The organism is Allobacillus halotolerans (assembly GCF_018967645.1).
GTDB classification, from domain to species: domain Bacteria; phylum Bacillota; class Bacilli; order Bacillales; family Alkalibacillaceae; genus Allobacillus; species Allobacillus halotolerans.
Genome location: NZ_JAHLZF010000001.1, coordinates 129,206 through 152,059 on the forward strand (window position 1 = coordinate 129,206; position 22,854 = coordinate 152,059).

At 37.8% G+C, this 22,854-nt stretch carries 24 protein-coding genes; 2 read left to right on the top strand and 22 right to left on the bottom strand.

Translation table 11 applies throughout. The annotated features are described in order from the left end of the window. Window positions 1-17: 17 nt before the first annotated feature. From KQ486_RS00685 to KQ486_RS00755, 15 genes are all read right to left on the bottom strand, one after another. Window positions 18-599, bottom strand: a complete 582-nt coding sequence (locus KQ486_RS00685; protein ID WP_216686506.1) for a lysophospholipid acyltransferase family protein — start codon at window positions 597-599, stop codon at window positions 18-20. Then, the gene (gene cmk, locus KQ486_RS00690) at window positions 600-1,283 is read right to left on the bottom strand and encodes a (d)CMP kinase (RefSeq protein WP_144158788.1); all 684 of its coding nucleotides are present in this window, start codon (window positions 1,281-1,283) and stop codon (window positions 600-602) included. Then, entirely contained in the window at window positions 1,280-1,969 is a 690-nt protein-coding gene (locus KQ486_RS00695; RefSeq protein ID WP_216686507.1) for a flagellar brake protein, read from the bottom strand. Before KQ486_RS00695 ends, cmk begins: the two co-directional genes overlap by 4 nt. A gap of 91 nt (window positions 1,970-2,060) precedes the next feature. Then, on the bottom strand, window positions 2,061-3,401 hold the full coding sequence (ypeB, locus tag KQ486_RS00700) for a germination protein YpeB (protein WP_144158782.1): 1,341 nt from the start codon (window positions 3,399-3,401) through the stop codon (window positions 2,061-2,063). A 16-nt stretch (window positions 3,402-3,417) separates the two neighbouring features. Next, window positions 3,418-4,224 carry a spore cortex-lytic enzyme gene (sleB, locus tag KQ486_RS00705; RefSeq protein ID WP_144158779.1) on the bottom strand — a complete coding sequence of 269 codons (807 nt, stop codon included), beginning with the start codon at window positions 4,222-4,224 and terminating at the stop codon, window positions 3,418-3,420. A gap of 295 nt (window positions 4,225-4,519) precedes the next feature. Continuing rightward, window positions 4,520-5,473, bottom strand: a complete 954-nt coding sequence (locus KQ486_RS00710; protein ID WP_144158776.1) for an asparaginase — start codon at window positions 5,471-5,473, stop codon at window positions 4,520-4,522. Window positions 5,474-5,491: 18 nt separating this feature from the next. Beyond that, window positions 5,492-6,472 carry a YpdA family putative bacillithiol disulfide reductase gene (locus KQ486_RS00715; RefSeq protein ID WP_216686508.1) on the bottom strand — a complete coding sequence of 327 codons (981 nt, stop codon included), beginning with the start codon at window positions 6,470-6,472 and terminating at the stop codon, window positions 5,492-5,494. Between the two features lie 233 nt (window positions 6,473-6,705). Continuing rightward, on the bottom strand, window positions 6,706-7,977 hold the full coding sequence (locus KQ486_RS00720; RefSeq protein WP_144158770.1) for a Glu/Leu/Phe/Val family dehydrogenase: 1,272 nt from the start codon (window positions 7,975-7,977) through the stop codon (window positions 6,706-6,708). 108 nt (window positions 7,978-8,085) lie between these two features. Continuing rightward, window positions 8,086-9,018 carry a D-alanine--D-alanine ligase family protein gene (locus KQ486_RS00725; protein ID WP_216686509.1) on the bottom strand — a complete coding sequence of 311 codons (933 nt, stop codon included), beginning with the start codon at window positions 9,016-9,018 and terminating at the stop codon, window positions 8,086-8,088. A gap of 21 nt (window positions 9,019-9,039) precedes the next feature. Next, complete coding sequence (locus tag KQ486_RS00730) at window positions 9,040-9,612, bottom strand: genetic competence negative regulator (RefSeq protein ID WP_216686510.1); 573 nt, start codon at window positions 9,610-9,612, stop codon at window positions 9,040-9,042. Window positions 9,613-9,788: 176 nt separating this feature from the next. Continuing rightward, window positions 9,789-10,424 carry a CBS domain-containing protein gene (locus tag KQ486_RS00735; RefSeq protein ID WP_216686511.1) on the bottom strand — a complete coding sequence of 212 codons (636 nt, stop codon included), beginning with the start codon at window positions 10,422-10,424 and terminating at the stop codon, window positions 9,789-9,791. Between the two features lie 121 nt (window positions 10,425-10,545). Further along, window positions 10,546-10,779 carry a hypothetical protein gene (locus KQ486_RS00740; RefSeq protein ID WP_216686512.1) on the bottom strand — a complete coding sequence of 78 codons (234 nt, stop codon included), beginning with the start codon at window positions 10,777-10,779 and terminating at the stop codon, window positions 10,546-10,548. Window positions 10,780-10,785: 6 nt separating this feature from the next. Next, window positions 10,786-11,370, bottom strand: coding sequence for a CPBP family intramembrane glutamic endopeptidase (locus KQ486_RS00745; protein ID WP_216686513.1), 585 nt, complete (start codon window positions 11,368-11,370; stop codon window positions 10,786-10,788). Window positions 11,371-11,374: 4 nt separating this feature from the next. Next, the gene (locus KQ486_RS00750; protein WP_216686514.1) at window positions 11,375-12,844 is read right to left on the bottom strand and encodes a RecQ family ATP-dependent DNA helicase; all 1,470 of its coding nucleotides are present in this window, start codon (window positions 12,842-12,844) and stop codon (window positions 11,375-11,377) included. A gap of 5 nt (window positions 12,845-12,849) precedes the next feature. Next, the gene (locus KQ486_RS00755; RefSeq protein ID WP_216686515.1) at window positions 12,850-13,890 is read right to left on the bottom strand and encodes a YpbB family protein; all 1,041 of its coding nucleotides are present in this window, start codon (window positions 13,888-13,890) and stop codon (window positions 12,850-12,852) included. A gap of 143 nt (window positions 13,891-14,033) precedes the next feature. On the opposite strand from KQ486_RS00755, the gene KQ486_RS00760 reads away from it, so the two are divergent. After that, entirely contained in the window at window positions 14,034-14,285 is a 252-nt protein-coding gene (locus KQ486_RS00760; RefSeq protein ID WP_144158746.1) for a ferredoxin, read from the top strand. Between the two features lie 77 nt (window positions 14,286-14,362). Next, window positions 14,363-14,854: an inorganic diphosphatase gene (locus tag KQ486_RS00765; protein WP_144158743.1), complete on the top strand. Its 492-nt coding sequence runs from the start codon at window positions 14,363-14,365 to the stop codon at window positions 14,852-14,854. A 50-nt stretch (window positions 14,855-14,904) separates the two neighbouring features. On the opposite strand, the gene KQ486_RS00770 is transcribed toward KQ486_RS00765, so the two are convergent. From KQ486_RS00770 to resB, 7 genes are all read right to left on the bottom strand, one after another. Beyond that, complete coding sequence (locus KQ486_RS00770) at window positions 14,905-15,471, bottom strand: DUF4256 domain-containing protein (RefSeq protein ID WP_144158740.1); 567 nt, start codon at window positions 15,469-15,471, stop codon at window positions 14,905-14,907. A 78-nt stretch (window positions 15,472-15,549) separates the two neighbouring features. Then, complete coding sequence (locus KQ486_RS00775) at window positions 15,550-16,782, bottom strand: RsiX family anti-sigma factor (RefSeq protein WP_144158737.1); 1,233 nt, start codon at window positions 16,780-16,782, stop codon at window positions 15,550-15,552. Next, window positions 16,779-17,309 carry an RNA polymerase sigma factor SigX gene (sigX, locus tag KQ486_RS00780; protein ID WP_144158734.1) on the bottom strand — a complete coding sequence of 177 codons (531 nt, stop codon included), beginning with the start codon at window positions 17,307-17,309 and terminating at the stop codon, window positions 16,779-16,781. Before sigX ends, KQ486_RS00775 begins: the two co-directional genes overlap by 4 nt. A gap of 146 nt (window positions 17,310-17,455) precedes the next feature. Beyond that, window positions 17,456-19,231: an ATP-binding protein gene (locus tag KQ486_RS00785; protein WP_144158731.1), complete on the bottom strand. Its 1,776-nt coding sequence runs from the start codon at window positions 19,229-19,231 to the stop codon at window positions 17,456-17,458. Next, window positions 19,231-19,947 (bottom strand): response regulator transcription factor, encoded by a 717-nt coding sequence (locus KQ486_RS00790; RefSeq protein WP_216686516.1) that lies wholly within the window; start codon window positions 19,945-19,947, stop codon window positions 19,231-19,233. The genes KQ486_RS00785 and KQ486_RS00790 overlap by 1 nt, the downstream gene beginning before the upstream one ends. Before the next feature lie 28 nt (window positions 19,948-19,975). Beyond that, window positions 19,976-21,163, bottom strand: a complete 1,188-nt coding sequence (gene ccsB / locus KQ486_RS00795) for a c-type cytochrome biogenesis protein CcsB (RefSeq protein WP_216686517.1) — start codon at window positions 21,161-21,163, stop codon at window positions 19,976-19,978. Between the two features lie 25 nt (window positions 21,164-21,188). Beyond that, window positions 21,189-22,826, bottom strand: coding sequence for a cytochrome c biogenesis protein ResB (gene resB / locus KQ486_RS00800; RefSeq protein ID WP_246569030.1), 1,638 nt, complete (start codon window positions 22,824-22,826; stop codon window positions 21,189-21,191). Window positions 22,827-22,854 lie beyond the last annotated feature (28 nt).

The window sequence follows — 22,854 nt, forward strand, 5'->3', positions numbered from 1 at the left end:
CTAAATAAATCATAACATCATTTTCTATATTCATCTAATAATCGCTGTATATTTTCCATAATTTCATCGGTAACCTCTTGAGCGGATGGCTTGCTGTTTTTCAAAGTTTGAAACTCAATCGGATTCCCATAAATAACCGTCAATGGTTTGGAACGTTCATACTGACCGATGATTGCACAAGGAATGACTGTTGCATTTGATCGCATAGCGAAAAAACCGGCTCCAGCAAGTCCTTTTTTAACTACGCCATCTTTACTCCTAGTGCCTTCTGGAAATAGTCCTAATACTTTCCCTTCATCCAACAGTTTCAAACCTTTTCGTAAAGCATTCCGGTCACGCATGCCACGTTTAACAGGAAAAGCATTGACATTTCTTAAAATAAAACCTAGCCCTTTTTTCTCAAACAACTCTTCTTTAGCCATGAAATGAATGGTTCGAGGAGCCGTCATTCCAACGGTTGGTGGGTCATAATTTGATATGTGATTGGAACAAATGATTACAGGTCCATTCTTAGGTATATTTTCTTTGCCGATGACCTTGATTTTGAATAGAATTTTGAATAATACAGAAACAAGAAATTTCCCCAATGGATATAACATTTATGATTTCCCTTCCTCACTTACTTCTTTTTGAATGACAATTGAAAGAATCTGGTCTTTCACTTCATTTATACTCATCGATGTCGTATCCAATTCAATGGCATCATCAGCTTTTACCAACGGTGAGACATCCCGTTCAGAATCTAATTGATCGCGTTTACGAATTTCATCTTTTAACGTTTCTAAGTCAGAATCAAACCCATTCTCTACATTCTCTTTATGTCGCCGCTCTGCCCTTTCAGTAACTGAAGCGATTAAAAAGATTTTTACTTCTGCATTTGGAAGGACGTGCGTTCCTATGTCTCTTCCATCCATAACGACATTCCCTTTTTCCGCTAATTGCTGTTGCATCGAAACCATTTTTTCACGTATCAATCGATGTTTGGCCACAATCGAAACGTGATTCGTCACATCTTTATCACGAATGGCTTTCGAAACATTGATTTCGTTTACATAAATTTCTTGCTGTCCGTCTGCTCCTGCTTGGAATGTAATGGATGTATCATTCGCCAATTCAACTAATTCATGTTCTTTCTCTAAGTCTACAGAGGATTTTAAGGCAGCTAATGTCAAAGCGCGATACATCGCTCCTGTATCTATGTATAAATAACCTAACTCTTTCGCCAATAATTTAGCTACAGTACTCTTCCCCGCAGCTGCAGGTCCATCTATTGCAATTCTCATATACGCTTCCTCCTGGTATTTTGATAATTACTTAATTTCCTTCGTTCTTCTAATTGTTTTTCAAAAATAAACTTAATAATTTTTTCTCGGTTTTGTGATTGAATATCGGTAAATTTAACGGATATGCGCGGTTCTGCATGTTGCTGATCCATAAAATAACGAATGACTTGTCCGGAGCATTCAATATATTCATAGCGATTAGAATTAAACGGTAACACGATGGTTAACTGAACAGTCTCATCTGGTTCGAACCGATCTTTCGAATCAGCCACGACAGCTAATCCACCACCACTGATATCGACGGATCTTGTAATTAACGGAGATTTCTCTTCATCTAAAGAGTATACTGCAACATCCAGTGCACTTTCCACACGAACGTACTGTCTACGTTGAATTTTTTTGACTTCTGTTGAATGAGGTATACGAATATAGAGGACAGGAATTTTCTTGATCTTTTTTCTACCTAATATTTCTGAAGAAAATTTATAAACGACATTATTGGAACCGATGACTGATAGGTCAGCAGGCTTCCCATCTTCTACATAAGTTGTTGTCCCCTTACGTTGGTGGGAAGGATATGTAAGATACAGATAATTTCTATCAAATTCGATTACCTTACTCGTATATTGCTCTTTTTCTCCATTTTGGTCCATTTCTAGTGTGACTCGCATACCTATTGTAAACATCGCCACCATTTCCCTTCGTGAGTAGATATACTTATTATTACAAAAAAAACGAAAAAGGAAAAGACATGTTTTTGTCTTTCCCTTTTTCATGTTAAGAGGATTCAAAAATTCGTTCACTATTTTTTAGACGTTCAACGCCTTCTTCAAACCCGTCATCTGCATTAATATACACTTTGTAGGTAGAGTCGTTTGCTTGTCCAATAAATTCATAAGTCAATACTTCATCGCCTAAATCGTTTTTAATCACGGCCAACTTCGATTCTCCCACTTCGAGTTGTGGATTGACTAATTCCATTGCTTCTTGTTCTGTGATATTTTGTTCGTAATCAACATCGGACCTCGAATAATGATTAACTAAATAATCTCGAGCTGATAAAGCTGTAATTTCACCATTATCCAATGCCACTTTTATTTGGATGCGATCCGGTTGATAAAAGACATCATCCTCTGTCCGAACAAAGGTGTAAACGCCGACTTTTTCATATTGCATCGATTCGGTTGGCTCCATATTTTCATAACCTAGATCTTTCAGTTGCTCAGCCGCCCGGTTCATCCCCTCGTGTAAGCTTATTTCACGTTCTTGGAAGTCTCGATTCAATATAAATGAAACAACGTGACCACTCTGTTTCGTAATCTCTGCATAGCCACGGTGTGTGTCATTTTCAAAGGAAAAATAATACACAGGTAAGTCGGATCCATCCATCGATTCAGAAACATTTAATTCAAGAGACTCTTCTAAATCAAAGTGCTTGCGAATAAATTGACTGGCTTCTTCTTCTGTTATCGGATCACCTTCCAGCTGAATATCTTTTTCATCTTCTGCCGTTGCTGTCAATCCGAACTGACTTCCAGCTTCGACGTAACTTTCTGCATTGGTCTCGACCGTTTGAAATCCATCAATAACCGTGTTATCACCAGGTTCATTTGTTGCTAAGGCAATTTCTACATCCATCCAGCGTAACCCTTCATTCAATACTTCATGTTGAACTTTTCTTAAGTCCCTTTTAACTTCATTTGACTGCTCATATAGTTCAGCCAAATAATCCAGTTCTTTTTGTTCCAATGGATCATCATCAAGTTGACGAACAGCCACACGATATGAATATTCACCGATGTTACTTAAAAATTCCTGCGTTTTATTAAACGGCAAAAGGGATAGTGGTAACATACCGACATCACTATGTGCTTCTGAAGTGATTTTCCAAATATCCGCCATCTGTGGCGAGAGCCGTTCAGGCGTATTGGTAGCCATAACCGTACTAATCTTATCATTCAAGAGATCAATGCGATAAGTTAAATCGTGAAATGCTCGTTGATATCCGTTTTCAGCATGAACAAGTACTGCATTCTTGTCTTGGTGTTCTTGATAACCCCATATTCCAACACCAATCAACACAACGCTTAACACTGTGATCGTTATCCATCGAACCAATAGTCACACCTCCGTTTTAATTACAAAAAATGTGTTTCCCAATCCGTTTAATTTGAGGTCTTCCCCAAATCCAGTCCGAAGTTGCTGTATCCGGATTGAAATAATAGGTCGCTCCACCAGAGGGATCCCAACCATTAATGGCGTCCATGACAGCTTCTTTTGCTGTTTCATTCGGCTCCATGTAAATTTGTCCATCTGCGACTGCTGTAAATGCAAGTGGTTCAAAAACCACCCCAGAAATCGTGTCAGGGAATGTCGAGCTTTCAATTCTGTTTAAAATTACAGCTGCAACAGCAACTTGTCCCTCATATGGCTCCCCTCTCGCTTCGCCATAAACAGCCTGAGCCATCAAACGAATATCGTTTTGTGAAAAACCTTTTGGTACGTTCACAGCAGTTGGTGCTGGAGCTTCTGACTCTTGGCCGGTCGCTTGTTGTTCCTGATTATTATCTTGGCCTCCATAATGCGTGAAGTCTTTGCCTTGATTCCTTTGTTCTTGTACATAACTTTGATCATATTCTGTCGCTCGTTCGAGGGCTTGCTTTGTTTTTTCACCTACATAACCATCTACTTTGATGCCGAATTCGTATTGAAAATTTCGAGTTGCCCAATATGTTTGCCATCCAAAAACACCATCAATATCACCATTGTAAAAACCAATATACTGAAGTCTTGCTTGTAATTCGATGACATCTTCACCAACAGACCCTTGCTGTATAACTTGGTTTGTAAATGCTTCTGCTGGCTTTTGGGGGGCAAAAAATGTCAAACCTGCAACAAGTAATAATGGCATAATCATTAACTTCAACTTTTTCTGGTCCATAGATTAACCTCCTCGATTCACTGTGACTTTCCATATTTTTCGCCTGAGTTCAAAATTTATGCGACAGAAACACAAAAAACTGAGAACCGGAGAAAAACATCCTCCAGTTCTCAGTTTTTTTCAATCAAGGAAATATATAATTCATCCTGAACCAATTTGAGAAATTTAAAACTTACAGTATTTCAAAATCGTTTTTTAAAGAAAGATTTAGTTGTGCTATCTGTGTTTCTCCGGATCCACTTCGTTTTCCGCAGGAGTACATAGTCTCTAATTTATAAAATTGATTCATTGCTAGTTAAAATTGCACATTTTCTTTTGCGGCCAGTTGAACACTTAATCGCACACGGGCTTTTTTGCTATCAAAATCTCGGCCAAGGACTACTTGCTCATTGTGTAAATTATGAGCGCTTCCAGGATAATCATAGGTTGGATAGACAGAACCCTCTTCTGAAGATGTTGTTATGACCACATAGATTCCTTTTTCAATACAACGTTTGATTGCGGGCATCATGGAGGGGGCCACTTGACCGCGGCCTACACCTTCGATAATAATTCCTTCACTTCCCGCATTTGCTAATGCATCTAACATGACACCATCACTATCAATATGACACTTCACGATGTCTACGCGAGGCAAGGTACTGTTCACTTGATAATACTCTCGGTTTGCAGGTTTTTGAAATAAATAAACATCATCATTATCGATAATTCCCAAATAACCAAATCCAAAAGCATTAAATCCTTGAATGTTGCTCGCATGTTCCTTTTTAACATAGCGTGCTGCGAAAATTCGCTCATTGAAAACAACAACTGTGCCACACTTTTTCAGGTCAGGATGGCAGGCTGAGTAAATGGCGTGACGTAAATTAATGTATACATCACTACCTAAATCGGCAATTGACCGTTGCGATCCTGTCACGACGACAGGACGTTCATCAGCGATTGTTAAATCAAAAAAATAGGCTGTCTCTTCCAATGTGTCTGTCCCATGCGTAACAACGACACCATCTATTTCTGGGTTATCGAAATGTTCTTCAATTCTATTTTTTAATAAAATCCAATCATCACCAGTCAAATGAATACTGGGCTTCTGAATGGCAGAATCAATTTCTACATCAATATCTTGTGGCAAGTCACATAACTCTGCAAGTTCTTCACCAGACATCGCACCAGAGTCCAACTTTCCACTCGGTTCTTTCGGTTTGCTGGCAATCGTTCCGCCTGTTGTAATCAGTACAACTTTTTTCAAATAAACCACCCACCATTCTTATTGCATAATTTTTTGTCGAATATTCTCGGCAATCAAGCCACCATGAAATCGACCATTTTCGATGAAAATTTTATTATTGTTATATCCAGCAGCTACAACACCGGCAATGTAGAGATTTTCAACATTGGTTTCCATCGTGTCAGGATCATACATCGGGCAAGCCGACTGATCGAGCTGAATACCACTTTCTCTTAAGAACGGTTGATCTGGTTGATAGCCTGTCATTGCAAAAACATAATCTGCCTCAACCGAATGTTCCTCCCCATTTTTTTCATAAACGACATGACTTTTAGTGATTTCTTTAGGAATTGCATTAAAGTGAATCGTTGCTTTCTCATTGCGCATCAATGAATCGAACAGCGGTAAGATCCACGGCTTAACACTGGCAGAATAATCAGAGCCTCTGTAAAGAACAGTTACTTCTGCACCTGCTTTCTCTAATTCTAATGTAGCATCCACTGCTGAATTCTTTCCGCCAATGATGACAATCTTTTTATTGAAAAAAGGATGTGCCTCTTTAAAATAATGGGAAACATGCGGTAAATGCTCACCCTTGATTCCCATGTAGTTCGGCTGTCCATAATACCCGGTAGCCATAACTACATAATCTGCTTGGTATACGTTCTCATTTTCTTTATCATCAATCGACTGTACTTGAAAGTAATCCGATTGTTTTTGAACGTGTTGAACTTCCTCAAAGGTATTGATTCGAAGTCCTATTCGTGAAGCAACAGTTCGATAATAGTTCAATGCTTCATTTCGAATCGGCTTTTGTCTTTCGGATACAAACGGTATTTGTCCAATTTCCAATCGATCAGACGAACTAAAAAACATTTGATGTGTCGGATAATTATATATCGCATCTACCACACTTCCTTTTTCAATGATGAGTGGGTCGATTCCGATGTTCTTCAATTCAATAGCGGTTGATAGACCACAAGGTCCCGCACCAATAATAATTACTTTTTCCTTTTTCATCTTTATACACTCCTGTTAGTTAAACGCTTCTAAGCACCTATTTCATCCATTCAAATTAAACATATAAAAAATCCTACCAAAATTAATGATAGGAGAAGAAGCATACAGAATCAATCAATTAAGCTAAACTTTGTGGTCATTACGTTCTTCGTTTATTTAGGGCCCACAAAGACAATAAAAAGCCAATGAACGTATATTCCATCCATTGGCTATATTGATAAATAAACAAAATATTAAATCCAACCTCTATATCTTGCTGCTTCTGTCGCTCTCCGTACACCAACCATATATGCCGCTAAACGCATATCGATTTGACGATTCTGAGAGGTTGTGTATACATTATTGAAAGAACGAACAAGTACTTCACGAAGTTTCTCTTGAACCTCTTCGTCTTTCCAGTAATATCCTTGGTTATTTTGTACCCATTCAAAATAAGATACAGTAACTCCGCCAGAGGATGCAAGAACATCCGGCACAAGCAAGATTCCACGCTCTGTCAATATTTTAGTCGCTTCTAATGTTGTTGGACCATTCGCTGCTTCAACAACAATATCTGCTTTGATATTGTGAGCATTTTCTTCTGTAATCTGATTTTGTACAGCTGCAGGAACCAAAATATCCGTATCCAGTTCAAGCATTTCTTGGTTTGTGATTGTGTCATCAAACAGATTGGTTACAGTTCCGAAGCTATCTCTTCTATCCAATAGATAGTCTATATCCAATCCGTCTGGGTCGTGTAATGCACCTTCAGCATCAGAAATGGCAATGACTTTAGCACCCATGTCGTGCATAAACTTCGCTAAGAAACTGCCCGCATTTCCGAAGCCTTGTACAATAACTCTCGCTCCTTTAACACTAATTCCGCGCTTTTTCGCTGCTTCTTCGATACAAATTGTTACACCTTTTGCTGTAGCAGATTCCCGTCCGTGAGAACCACCAAGTACAATTGGTTTTCCAGTAATGAAACCAGGACTGTTGAATTCGTCAATTCGACTATACTCATCCATCATCCAAGCCATGATCTGTGAGTTTGTGAAGACGTCAGGAGCTGGAATGTCCTTCGTCGGTCCAACTACTTGAGAGAGTGCACGAACATAACCTCTACTCAATGCCTCTAATTCACGAAAAGACATTTCTCTTGGATCACAAATGATTCCACCTTTACCTCCACCATATGGAAGGTCGACAATTCCGGATTTTAACGTCATCCAAATGGACAAGGCACTAACTTCCTTTTCAGTCACATTCGGATGGAAACGTACGCCACCTTTTGTCGGTCCAATGGCATCATTGTGCTGTGCCCGGTAACCCGTAAACACTTTTGTTTTTCCATCATCCATCCGTACTGGAATCCGAACAGTAATCATCCGCATTGGCTCTTTCATCAACTCAAATGCTTCGTTCGGATAGCCTAATTTATCTAAAGCTTCCTTAATCACTTCTTGGGTGGATAATAAAATATCATTTTTTTCGTTTTTGGAATCTGCTGAATTTTCGGCTACCATTCATTTACCTCCTAAAATTAAGCAACCTATATCGATCATTAAACAGGCTTTCAATGATTAGTATACATCCAATATAACTTTATGCAACCATAATTTATGAGATTTTTATCAATAATTTTTCATAGCTAAACGAACCAATTTTTCCAACATATCCTCGTAGCTTAAACCAATTGCTGCAGCTGCATCTGGATATAAACTTGTCGGAGTCATACCGGGTAAAGTATTAACCTCCAAGATAATCGGTTCGCCTTGATTATTCAAAATAAAGTCCACACGTGAATAGGATTCGCAACCTAATGCCTGGTGTGCCTTAACAGCCAAGGATTGAATACGGTTTGTCAGCGACTCTGCAATATTTGCAGGAACAATATGTTGACTCCCGCCTTCACTATATTTTGCTTCATAATCATAATATTTATTTTTAGGGATAATTTCAATGATTGGCAAAGCTTCTTCTTCACCCTGATCGCCAAAAACAGACACTGTCAACTCTCTACCTTCAACAAAGTCTTCAACAATCAATTGATCATCATGTGAAAAAGCAAGATGAAGGGCTTTTTCAACTTCTTCCTGTTGATGAACGAACGTTAGCCCTAGTGTTGAACCTTCTTGATTCGGTTTAATGACGAATGGATAGTCAAACGTCTCGATCACTGTTTGATAAATTTCTTTGATGTTCATTTTTTTGCTAAACGTCTGACTTCGAGCAATCGGTAACCCTTCATTTGCAAAAATTTGCTTTGCTCGGGATTTATCCATAGCTAAAGAGGAAGCAAGAACACCCGAGCCGAGATATGGGAGATCCAACAATTCCAAGAAACCTTGAACCCTTCCATCTTCCCCTTGTTTACCGTGTAATCCAATTAATACAAAATCTACATTTTCTAAATCGTTGATATGTTGAGTAAGTTTGGCGGGATTAAAGTCAATCGCAACGACATCGTGTCCTAAATGGCGAAGCGCTTTGATCATACCTTCTCCTGTTGATAAAGATACTTCTCTTTCTTTCGATGTCCCACCATATAAAACTGCAATTCTCATCCTGTCACCCTTTATTCAGATTTAAAAATACTTTTGAATGATTTCAAAGGCATTTTGTTCAACTATACATTTCCCATATTCATTCAGTACATAAGAAGTCATTGTCGATGGAGAAGAAAATTCTGATACCATCGAGATAATTTCCTCTTTTGATTGGTCATTTAGTTCTTCATCATGTATTTTGACGAAATAATAGCCTTCATAATAATACAGAGATGCTTGACGTTCAGTAAGCTTCTTAAATGAACCAGCGGCTTGAATGACATCTTCAAAATCATCAAACACAAACATCAATTCTTTGCTCTCATCCATAGTGACTTTCAACTCGATGAAATCTTCATTCGACATTCCTTCGTTATTTTGAGTAACTACAATTACCATACCTTGAGCTTGCAACATATAAACCTGAACGACTAATTTTCCATCCAGTTCAATACCGAGTTCGTCGCAAGCTTCATATAACATATCTTGAAAAAGCTCGTTAGCTTTTGGTAAGTTGTTCCACAATTCTTCTTTAGAGTATCCGCGTTCCTTTAGATCATTGTATGTCAAAAAAATTTTGAATTGGTTAACGCTTAATCTCTCTAAACGCACGTAACCACCCCCAAAAGTATTTTATACTACTATATGATTTCATCCAACAAATAAAGCCTGGTCAAAATCAAAAAGTCATAATTCCTTATTTTAAAGCATCCAACCAACATTAAAAAGAGCTTGCCCCGATTTTATGTACAAAACGGACTCCAGTCGCTTAACTGGAGTCACTTTCATTAAAGCTCTTTCACATCCAATATTCGAAAACCATTCTTTTCGAGCTCATCGATAAACTGCTGTGTGTTTTCTTTCGTATCGATTTTAATAACGATCCTCCTTGTTAATTTACCTGTTTCATCGAACGTCGTCAATGAAATCACATTTACTTGGTAAGAACGAATAATATCAGTCAATCTGTATAATATACCTTCTTGCTCAGTTGTTGAAAATGTAATACGTGTCCCTTGTTTTTTCATTCCAAAGACACTTTCGAATTGTTCGATGACATCGTATCTTGTGACGATTCCCAAAAACGTGTTGTCATGATCGACTACTGCAATAATCGGTGCGCCTTTTAATGTGGTGAAAGCACTTTCGAATACTTCGTCTTTATGAACATAGACATTTTCATTGCTGAGCACCTCATTAACACGATGATTTTCTAAAAATAATTGCTTGTTCTCTTCAACGATCTCAAAATAATGTTCATAAATTCGTTGCTTCGTAATCATTCCTTTATATTTTCCTTGTTCGACAACTGGCATACCTTCAATATCATTTTTATTGAATATATCTAATACTTCTTGCAGTGTTTCTTCGCCTTCAACGAAAAGACACTGGGTTTTTGGCATCATCACACTTCTGACAAACACAGGCATTCCTCCTTTTTCGACTGTTATGATAGTATTCAACATCCAATCGAAAGAGTCCTTCTATCTTCTGAATTTTGATGTTCTATTTCTGCTGTAAAAATTCTTTCATCTACATGAATATTTATAAATAAAAAAAAGGGATTGATAAGATCAATAGTATAAAAACAATAACCATTCCGTTTAGAAATAAATGAGAAAAGAAAAATTCTTTGTCAACAGTCTCTTTTTGGGCTCTATGGTTTCTCCGGGTTTTACGTTCCCGTCGACTCGGAAGTGTTACATCATCCATGATTTCACTTTGTTGTGTTGTGAGGATTTGCTTGTCTAATTCAACTGATTTCTTTGCTTCTTGCATATCCAATCACCTCAATCGATATCGATAATATATTCCCAGCAAAAAGTCGATCCAAATATGTGCTACGATTGGCACGAGTAAGTTGCCGGTTATCTCATACATATAGCCAATCAGGAAGGACAAGAGGATAACAGAAACCAATAATACAGGCTTACGTAAGTATCTCACGTGAACGAGAGCAAAAATAGAACTTGCTACTATATACCCTAATTCTGTATGAATAACGCCACGAAAAAGGAATTCTTCGGATACACCAATGACAGTAGCCAACAAAAAGATTTGACCAGCATTTAGGGAACGGAAGATTTTTTCATTCACACCACCGTCGTCCCAGTGTTTCTTTGGGACGAACCGTATAAGAAGCAGATCAATGATCACCACAACGGTTCCGGGAATAAGCCCGTAAAGAAAAATCTCCATCCATTGAAAATCAAATAATCCAAATAATTCATTCCAAGAAAATAGAAAAAAACTAGCAATGGCCGCCAAAAATAAAAAGATCAATTGAGATGCGACAACATTCCAAACGAGTTCTTGATCGGTTAGTTCCTGGATTAACTCAGCTTGCTTTTTTCTTTTCTTTTGTCCCATTTACTCACCCTCTAATTAGCAATTCATCAAGTAATGCTTTCCAGTTTTTTTGTATAGATCTCTCTTTCTTTTGGTAGGATTCAAAAGTATGTCGCCAATTCTCTAGTCGGAAATCACAGGAATCACAACATTCATATTGAGCCTTGGTTACTTCTTTCTGAAAATGATAAAACAGACCAACGCGGCGGCATGTAGCTGATTTGATCCAATCGACTAGTTTGAATATGCTCTGTTGTTTGATCCTTTCCCGTTCATCTCTGTATTGGATAATTTCCCTTCTTCGATCGTCTTGATGAAGTTGTTGATGTTGTTCTGTTTGCAGTTCTAAAAACCGTATCTTCGTTTCATTCAAATAATCTTCCAGTTGCCCGTTTAGATTCTCCCTAAGAAATAAGTTCACTTCATCTTCTGTAGGCAATTCAGTCTGTATCAGTTGGAAAGGTAGAAATTCGTCTCCTGGAGCATACAGTAATATCGAAACACTTTGTTCACCGTCTCTCCCCGCTCTTCCAACCTCCTGAATAAAAGATTCGATTGTGGCAGGCATATGGTAATGGATCACTAGACGAATGTTTGATTTATTGACACCCATACCAAAAGCACTCGTACAGCAAATGATATCCAATTGATTGTTCATAAACTGTTGCTGAATCAACAACCGCTCATCTTGTTCCATCCCACCATGGTAATAAGCGACTCGCCGGTCAGGGAATTTTGTTTGCAGCAACCGGCTTATAGACTCGCTCACTTTTCGAGAAGAGAAATAAATCATTGTCGGGATACTCTTTTGCTCAATCAATTCAATCAACCGTTCGTCTTTTCGATTCGGAATCACTTCATCTACTGAAAATGTTATATTTGGTCGATCAATTGGGTAGATGAGCTGCTTCATGGGAAGTTCTAATTGCTTGATGATATCTTGACGAATGGAAGGTGTTGCTGTTGCGCTTAGTGCCAGTACAGTTGGGTTGTTAAATTTTTTAATGACATCCTTAAGCCGTAAAAAATCTGGTCGAAATTCATGTCCCCATTGACTGATACAGTGTGCTTCATCAATGACAAAGTAATCAATTTTTTTGTTTGATAGTACTTGTTGCACTTGCTCTTGTTGTAGCATTTCTGGTGAACAATAAAGTAATTTATAGGCACCTAGTTGGTTCATGACGGCTAATTTCTGTTTGGCACTCATCATGCTGTTTAAGCTTGCCACCCGCTTAATCCCTTGTGCTTTCAATAGTTTGACTTGATCGATCATTAACGAAATTAGTGGAGAAACAACAATGGTCAAACCTTCCCCGATTAAAGCTGGAAGCTGATAACATATGGACTTACCACTTCCAGTCGGTAAAGTGGCCAATGTATGATTTCCATTCCTAATAGATTCAATGATCTCTCGTTGACCAAATCGGAATTGTTTATAGCCAAATAGTTTGATTAACGCATGTTCGATATCATGAGGTGCTGTTGAGTTCATCTGTATTACTCCTTATCATCATTCATAGTGGCAATAGCCAAGCGGATGTGGAAATAATCGATTTCTTCATGGAGTCGTTCTTTGATAGGTTTCAATTTTCTAGTCGATGTATTTTGTATGGCTTCCTGAATTTGATCTAAAACTTGTTCGGAAATGAATGAATAAATATTGAAATTTTTCTTATGCGTTGCAATTTCCACAAAGTGATCTTGAATCGTACTGACTTTTAACTGGCGAAGGGAAGCAATTTCATCAAGCGTATGTCCAGCCTGATAAAGGTCAAATGTTTCTTGCGCTGAAGCGGTTAGTCGGTTCGTTTTTTTCCAAATTAACCTTGTGAGTAATGAATACTGCTCAGGATGTTCTGTGATTGTCTCAAGAATGTTATGGATTGCGGCGATCGACTGAAGATGTAGATCTTCTTTGTAAACATTTTCTTCATCGGCGATTTGCTGTTCACTCATACCCACCCGATCATATCCGGAACATTGTTTTAGCAAAACCGTAGCAAGGCAATCATCAATCGTTGATAAAACGGTATGTAATTCACCATATAGTTGCTCAGCAATCGTGTCGAACTGCATGGAATAATCTCGTAAAAGTTCTCTCACTTTCGCTTGAATATATGATTGGTCTACGATTGGAATAAACTTATTCTCTTCATGAATGAGCATTGAAACCGTTTGAATTAATAGGAATAGACCTTGCTTGAACTCTCGGTCAATTTGATGGTATTTATGTCCTTTCATCTGATAATAACTTTGAAGACGCTTACCACTGAGATATTGATCACCTTGTTCTGTCAATAGTGCTTGGTCATTCGCCACTTGAATATAATGGTTTTCTATTAAATCCTTCACATGATTATTGAAAGTCGTTTTTTTCAATTTACGATCGATACCATAAAAATTTTCGATTTGAAAAAGATATGCATCTTGCAATGTCTGAGCTGATTTTTTACCTTTTAACAAGTGAAATACTGCATTTACTGATCGTTCATGTTCTAACTTTTTGAATAAAAATAATAACAATTCTCGATAATGCATGGTGAACTCCTTACAATCAATGCAATTTTTAAGTTCCTCGAAATACATCGAACATTGTCTGTGCCTTTATTATATCAATTTATTGAATTAAATGGTGCCAATAATTACAATGAAACAATGAAATGTTTTTTCGGAGGATAATTATGGCCAAATATACAATCGTCGATCAAGATACATGCATTGCTTGTGGTGCATGTGGAGCAACGTCACCGGAGGTATTCGATTACAACGATGAGGGTGTTGCATTTTCGCTATTAGATGACAATAAAGGAAACAAACCAATACCCGCCGAGTGGATGGAAGACGTTGAAGATGCATTTGAAGGATGTCCAACAGAATCGATTCGATTAGCGGAAGCTCCCTTTGAAGGAGATCCGAATAAATTTGAGGATTGACTCTGGCTATATATAGCCTATTAAAGTAAATATTGTTATAATAAATAGGACTTTGGAGATTGAAGGAGGAAGAAAACATGGCAGAAAACAAAATTGTAGAAGTTTTTGTTGAAATTCCAACAGGAAGCCAAAACAAGTATGAATACGATGAAGAAAAAGGTGTATTCAAATTAGATCGAGTATTATTCTCACCACAATTCTATCCAGCTGAGTATGGATATCTTAAACAAACATTAGCCTTAGATGACGATCCATTAGATGCATTGGTTTTAGTTACGAACCCTACGTTCCCTGGTTGTGTCATCGATGCTCGCGTTATCGGGTTTTTAAATATGATTGATGATGGTGAAGAAGATCAAAAACTATTAACCGTTCCTGTAGAAGATCCACGTTTTAAAGATGTTTATACACTCGAAGATGTACCGAAACATGTCCTCGATGAAATATCTCATTTCTTTAAAACATATAAAGATCTACAAGGCAAGAAAACAGAAATCGGTGAGTGGGAAGGCCCTGAAGAAGCGGCTAAATTAATTGATGAGTGCATTGCCCGCTATCAAAATCAATAATATCGAAAAAGAGCAGCCCTTTATGGCCGCTCTTTTTTATTCTGAATTAATTAAACCCGAAGTAAACCACGAAATCCTCGCACGCCATAATAAGAGTCCGCACCATTATGATAAATGAAAACTTGTCCATAGCGATAATCGCCGAACAAAGCCCCACCGAGATTTCTGACAGCGTCGGGTGTTTGAATCCAGCTTGATGTTTTTATATCAAAAGGTTCAAGGTTTTGTAACTCACGATATTGTTCTTCAGTAAGCACTTCAATACCCATATCATTGGCCATGTCGATTGCATTATTTTCTGGTTTATACTTCTTTCGTGCTTCTAAAGCTTCTCGATCATAGCACACTTTTCTCCGACCTTTAGGACTTTCCTTTGAGCAATCGCAAAAAATATATTCACCTGTTACTTGATCATAACCAATAACGTCCGGTTCACCTTCTGTTGATTCCATTTCATTGAGTGACCATAACTTTTCAGGGCTGTTTTTTAATTTTGTTTCGATGTCGTTCCAATCCATGTTTTCATGACGATGGATATTTTGTTCAAAACGTTCTTTTAATAGGTTCAGAAGTTCATTCTGTTTCTCTAATGACAAACCTTTTTTATTCATATCCATGAAAATTCGAAGCCTCCCTCAATTCATCTATTCAATTCAGTAAGCGGATCGTAATTACTTACATGCAATGACACAAACTTAATTGTGCGGATTGACAAACGTAGGTACTTGAATCGGTTGGCCAATTGGATAACGACCGATTTTCTCAATGTCATCAATCGCAAGGACTACATTCTCAAATCCAAAACTTTTGGCTGTTAATAAGATCGTTTCAATCGCAATGATACGATTTTGTTCATTCTCACCATCTACATTTTCAATTGACAGATATAATCGGTCATCTGTCTGATTGTCTATTTGAATCGACCAATCGCTTGGTAAAGAAGGCGCTGCATCTGTAAATTCACCTTCTTGCTTCATCCGTTGGAATGCATCCTCAATAGACAATGGTTCTATAGAAGTTCCAGAGTAGTCAGGAACCTGTACATAAAACGGTTCATCTATTCCATTTAAATGGATGATTTTATAAGGTTGCTTTTTTACTGATTTACTTTCAAGTGGCTGATCAATTTCACCTGTGTGTGAAAATGTAACACTCTCTCCATTTTCATTTTCTAATTTGACAACATTCTCATTAAGCTGCGCGAAGTAAGCTTGAACTGTCTGTAAAAGATAAGATTCTACCGTGGAACCTCCTGGATATTCAGCACGGAAACCGTTGACATCTACTTCAACAACTGGCACGCCGTTTGAGTCAGTTTCTTTAAATGAAAGATACTCGTAAAAATCAGCATTTAGCGGATAATCTTCAGGAATTACATCTTGAACATGATTAAAAGCCTCAAAGGGATCAGCTACTTGTTGTTCAAAGGTAACGGGTATGAGCAACTGTAGTTGTTCATCTGGAAAGAAATACGTGACTAAATTTTCATTTCCTTCCTCATCGGAATGAACTAACCGCGTAAACGTTTCGGTTGTACTTTCTTCTACAGAATCCTCCGAATTAATTTCAGCACTTTCCATTGACTCTTCTTCTCCTTGTTCAATCGAACTTTCGGCTTGCTCATCATTCGCATACTTTTTCATATCTGTATCTGACTCGAATTCATCTAGTTCTATATCAGAGCTCTCATCAAAAGACGAATTACCAATAGGCAAATATTCCATGGACAATAACGTGACCATAAACAATGCTGCTATGCTGGCTACAACTGGTAAAAGCTTTGACTTCTTTTTATTTCGCCTTTTCGTTCGATTGAACTGTATTTCCTGATCAATATTTTTATAATAATAATCACTTGATTGCTCATCTTTTATTTCGGGCATATGTCCAAGCAATTTTTCTATCTCTTTTTCATCAAATTTACTCATCCACTATGCCCTCCTTCCACTTCATTCATTCTTTTTGTCAAAAACTTGATGGCGCGGTGTTGGGTGGTTTTTACTTTACTCACTGTCCAGTTTAAGACTTCAGCAGTCTCTTGAATCGATAATTCTTGTATGTACCGTAATATGACAACGACGCGTTGATCTTCTGTACAATCATCAAGACAGCGATAGAGCAGTTGAATTTCTTCATTTTTTTCAGCGATTTCATCTGGCAAGGGTTGGACATCACTCAATTGTTCATCATGGTCATGCCATTCATAATAATCAGCTGATCGATTTTGACGCCTTTCTTCTTTGCGAAAAAAGTCAATGGTGACATGGCGAGCAATTGAAAACATCCAAGTCTTTGGACTACTCTCGCCTTTAAAAGTGTCATACGATTTAAAGACTTTGATATATACTTCTTGGACTAGATCTTCAGCTGTCGTTCGATTTTTTACCATATAATAAATAAATTGATATAAATCTTGATGATAACGGTCATAGAGGTCCTGAAAGATGGCTTTCATGCTCGCCCTCCATTCATATAATTTGTCGAGTTAAAATAAAAATAGTTACAACTTTGTTCATTTTAACACAAAAAGAGGTAAATAATTCTTAGTCTATACACAGTAAAGCAGCCTGAAGGTTTTATAAGTCCTTCAGGCTGTTTTCATCAAGAATAATCTTTATTTGGATTTTTCGGTAAGGTAATTGTAAACTTAGTACCTTCATTCTCATGACTTTGAACAGAGATTCGCCCTTTATGTGCTTCAACAATATGTTTTGCAATGGAAAGACCGAGACCTGTTCCTTTCACTTCTTTTTTCCTTGTGCGTGCTTTGTCACTTTTATAAAATCGTTCAAAAATAAACGGCACGTCTTCTTCAGGTATCCCCGAACCTTCATCCTTCACATAAATGATGAATTCATTCGATAGTTCATCTAATGTAATTGTTATTGAGTCACCACTCGCTGAATGACGAATGGCATTGTCGATCAAGTTCGTTAATACTTGTTCCATTCGATCAGGATCGAGAAATACTAATTCTGTTTGATTATTTAAAGAGAGATCAAGATGAATATTTTGGTCTGCCGCTACTGTACGGAACTTTTTCGCTACCCGGTTGACGTAATCACTGATTTCAACTTTCTCGAGATTCAGTTGAATATGACCCGCTTCCATTCTTGCTAGGTCTAGTAGCTCGTTCACTAAACGACTCATGCGGAGTGATTCATCATAAATAATTTGAGCCAGTTCACGTTTTTCTTCATTGGAAGCTGCAATATCATCGACTATTGCTTCTGAGTAACCTTGCATAAGAGAAATCGGCGTTCGAAGCTCATGAGAGACATTAGCTAGAAAGTCTTTACGAAGTTTATCCGTTTGTCTTTCCTCTGTCATATCTCTTAATATTGCTACAACTCCCCTGATGACACCGTTTGTATATAATGGCGTCAGAAGTAAAACATAAGTTCTACCTTGAACAGATATTTCTGAAACGCTTTCTTGTTCTTCTTCGAGTACATTTTCGAAGTAGCCTTGCAATTCGGCAGGTATTTTATTGACCTTATCATCAAATTGATACCCTAACTGTTCCAAAACGGATTTCGCTGGTGGGTTCATCACCATAATTTCATATTTTTTATTGATTGTAATAACACCATCTGCCATTGATTTTAAGATACTGGATAAATGAGATTTTTCTTGGTTTAGTGCAGATATGTGATCATTTAATTGACGGCGCATCCGGTTGAATGAAATCGCCAGCTCACCAATCTCGTCATGTGTTAAGACAGGCACTTTCGTATAAAATTCGCCTCGAGATAATTCTCCTGCCGCTTTTCTCATTTTAATCAAAGGTGCTGTGATTCTTGTTGATAAAAAGAATGCAAAAATGGTTGTTAAAATAATTGAAATGGATGCAGCAATTAAAATAATTCGCGTTGTTTTTGTTGTAGTTTCTTCGATTACTGCCAGTGATTGATAGGCGTAAATGGCACCTTGATTACCCTTCAGGTCAAAGGGAATACCGACCAGTACGACCTTCGACTCCGAATTAGGCAAAGGTGCAATTTTCATGATTTCATTCTGGTCTGTAATCGTTTGATGCAAATCCGTATTCGTTAAAAACCAAGTCGGTTCCACCTCTGGTAACGGATTAGATTCTGAGTTATCATTCATCCAATACTCATGCTCGCTATAGAAAATAATAACGCGAGTTGTCGGGGCAGTGACTTCATTGATTGTTTGAATCTGTAGATTATCCTCACCGTGACTTTCAATAAGTGTTGCTACACTTTCTGCTTGGTTCAACAGATTTTTTTCTGCTTCTTCGACGTAGTAATTCTCGAAGAATTCAAGTAAAAGTACGGTTAGAATGAATAAAACAAAGGCCACCATTAAAATAATGGTGAACCATAACTTAAAAACGACACTACGCCAAAACATTATAAGTCTTTAACCTCAAACTTATATCCGACTCCCCAAACCGTTACGATCATTTTGGCAGCATCCTCAGAAACACGATTTAACTTCTCACGTAACCGTTTTACATGGGTATCTACCGTTCGAAGATCTCCAAAGAACTCATATTCCCAGACCTCTTTTAACAATTCTTCTCGGTCGAATACCTTATCCGGTGTTTTCGCTAAATAATAAAGTAACTCATATTCTTTTGGTGTTAAGTTAACTTCTGTATTATGCACCATGACTCTATGAGCATCTTTATCGATACTCAGATGCGGAAACACAAGGACATCGTTTGTTTCCGGTGAGGTTTCCAAATACTTCGTCGCAGAAGAACGTCTTAATAAAGCTTTCACTCGTAGAACGACTTCACGAGGGCTGAACGGCTTCACGATATAATCGTCTGCACCGACTTCAAAGCCTTGTACACGATTTCCCTCTTCTCCTTTAGCTGTCAACATGATTACTGGAGTCGCTTTTCGCTCACGAAGTTTCTCACAAACTTCTTCACCGTTCATACCTGGTAACATCAAATCCAATAGAATTAAATCATAATCATTTTCTAGTGCCATTTGGAGAGCCTCTTCGCCATTTTCGACTTCTTCTAGCGTATAACCCTCACGAGATAAATAGAGTTTGAGTAGACGACGAATCCGCTCTTCGTCTTCTACAATTAAAATTTTACCTTCTTCTGACATCACACATTACTCCTTCTTCATCAATATATTATGCGTAGGAATGCAAGCCGGAAATAACTAAGTTGACCGCAATCAAGTTAAACATGATGATGGCGAATCCGATCACCGCGAGCCAAGCAGATTTTTTACCATGCCAGCCACGCGTGAGTCTTAGATGTAAGAAGGCAGCATAGAATAACCATGTAATAAGCGCCCAAACTTCTTTAGGATCCCAGCCCCAGAAGCGTCCCCAAGCTTGTTGAGCCCAAATCGCCGCAAAGATCAATCCACCTAATGTGAATAATGGGAAACCGATTGCGATAGCACGATACATAATATCATCCACGACATCCGGATTGACTTTACCAAATTTATCTTGTAAATATTCACCTAAACGTTTGCGTGTCAATAAACGTAGTAGTCCATATAGTATAAGCCCTGTCACTAACGACCAAATCAATGTATTAAATTTACGTGCTGCATCCGGACCATTCATAAAGCTAGGTGCTTCGATTCCAGTGTAAAAATGGTCGGTAGTAGCCAACTCTGAATCAGTTGGACCAATTAAAGCAGGTAATGTATAAGAAATGTCAGTAAGGTCCTCATTCTCTGGTAAATTAAAAACAGCTTCGTAATCGGCCGCACCGAATGAGAATGACAGGATAATGAACGCAATAACCGAGACGACAAAATACATAATTAATTCCAAATAAGAGGTTTCTTTGCTACGTTTCTCTTGGTTCACTTTCACGATCAAATATAACAATCCAGCAACAAAACTAATCGATAGAATAGCTTGTGCCAATGCAACCGTCGTCACATGGATGTATAACCAATTCGATTGCAATGAGTCAACCAATGGGGTGACTTCAGTTGGGAAGACACTGCCATATCCGATTAATACGATGGCAATCGGAAGTGCTACAATTCCTAAAATCGAATAACGATAAATAAAATAAATTAATAAGAAGGCAAATATTAGACACATACTGAAGAAGTAAATGAATTCAAACATATTACTTACAGGTATATGCCCGGCTTCGATCCATCTGAATATGAATGAAGCAACTTGTCCGATAAATCCAATAATCGTTAATATAATTCCGATCATTGTAAGTTTTGATTTTTGTTTCTCATCCCTTTTCTTACCTAATATTGCTCCAAAAAACACTACGGCAATCAAATAGATAAAAAAGGAAATAGACAATAGACTACTACTTATTTCATAAAAATCCATGAGAGGACCTCCTTTATTGAGTCAATTACTTCAATTCACTTTGATCCTTGAATTCAGCAAATCCAGTTTCTTCAAAAATTTCATCCAGTTCTTTCTTCATACCAAACCAGTTTTTGTTCGTATGAGAACCGACAAGGTATTCATTTTCCGTCGGATGAATCCATATTCTACGATGGTACCAATACAAGCCTTGAACAACGCCAATCATAAAAATGATTGCGCCGACTAAGAAAAATGGCAAGCTATAGTCTTTTTTAACGGTCAAACCTGAAGCCGAACGTTTTTCAATATCAGTAACTGACATTGAAAATGTGTTTCCTTCCGAAAGTCCAATCACTTCTTCTCCTAAGTAGAAAAAGCGTTCACCTTCTTCTTTCCCCTCATTCAATACAGAGAAGATGATCCCAGGGTTTCTAGGAAACTTTGAAAAAGATGAAGGACCTTTATCCGTGAACTCTAACTGAGGATAGTAATCATCCACTCTAACAATCATACCATTATCTAATTCAACTTGGTAAGGTGCTTCATCCGTTTCGAAAGTGAATTCACCTAACTCTTGATTGTTTTCTCCATTAACTTTAAATGATATGCGATCGTACTCGCTCTCCATTTGGTTACCTGCTTGATACAGTGAATATCCATCAAACTGAATCGGATGATTTACACGAATTTGTCCACGCTTAACTTCTTCAAGCTCAGGTTCTTGACCGATGACCGTTTCCCCTTTGACTTTGTAGATGATCGCATCGGTTTGAAAATCTTTTGGAATAGGTCCATTCGCATTCTTTAATGCTTCACGGAAGCGTATGTCTTCATCTTCCTCTGCATCAAAGAAATCATAACTAAAATTTTCATTTTTGATATAATACTCTTGATTTGTACCAGGAATAACTCTCGTTTCACCTTCGCGCACCCATACATAGTCATCAACATGCATCACATGAAACATCCGCAAGATTGCTGCACTGAGTATGATGATCAAACCAATATGGTTAACATAAGGGCCCCAACGAGAAAAACGGTTTTTTTCCGCAAAGAGATGTCCGTCTTCTTCCTTGACCTTATATCTCTTTTTCTTCAAACGTTCTTTGATCATTTGATAGTTTTCATCGGATAGTTTGTCTGTTGAACTGACAACCCTTTGACGTTTCACGAATGTCGGATGTCGTTTGATCTTTTGATTCTTTAATGCTCGTCTTAACGGTATGTAGCGATCAAGACTGCAAATAACAAGTGATATACCAATCAAGGCTACTAAAATAATGTACCACCAAGAATCATACATATTATGAAAACCAAGTTGATAAAAGATTTTACCAGTCAGCCCGTATTCTGTTTCATAAAATTGAGAAGCAGGCAAAGGTGAGTTTTTAAAAGGTTCTTGTGGGTAAAGTGTCCCCAATGCAGAGAAAATCAACGTAATGATGATTAGCCATACGCCGACTTTAACGGATGAAAAGAATGCCCACGTTTTATCGATAAATGTTCGTTTGTAGGTTTTTGAGCGGCGGGCACTGCCGTCATAACGCATTTCAAGAACTTTTTGATCGTCGTTCCCATCAAGGTGTTGGTTGCCTTTAATTGGCTTACCGCAAGCTTCACAAAGAACCGTACCTTCGTGATTAATATGTCCACATTCACATTTTACAGTTTTCACACTCATGTTTATCCCTCTTTAAGTCTGCGATTAA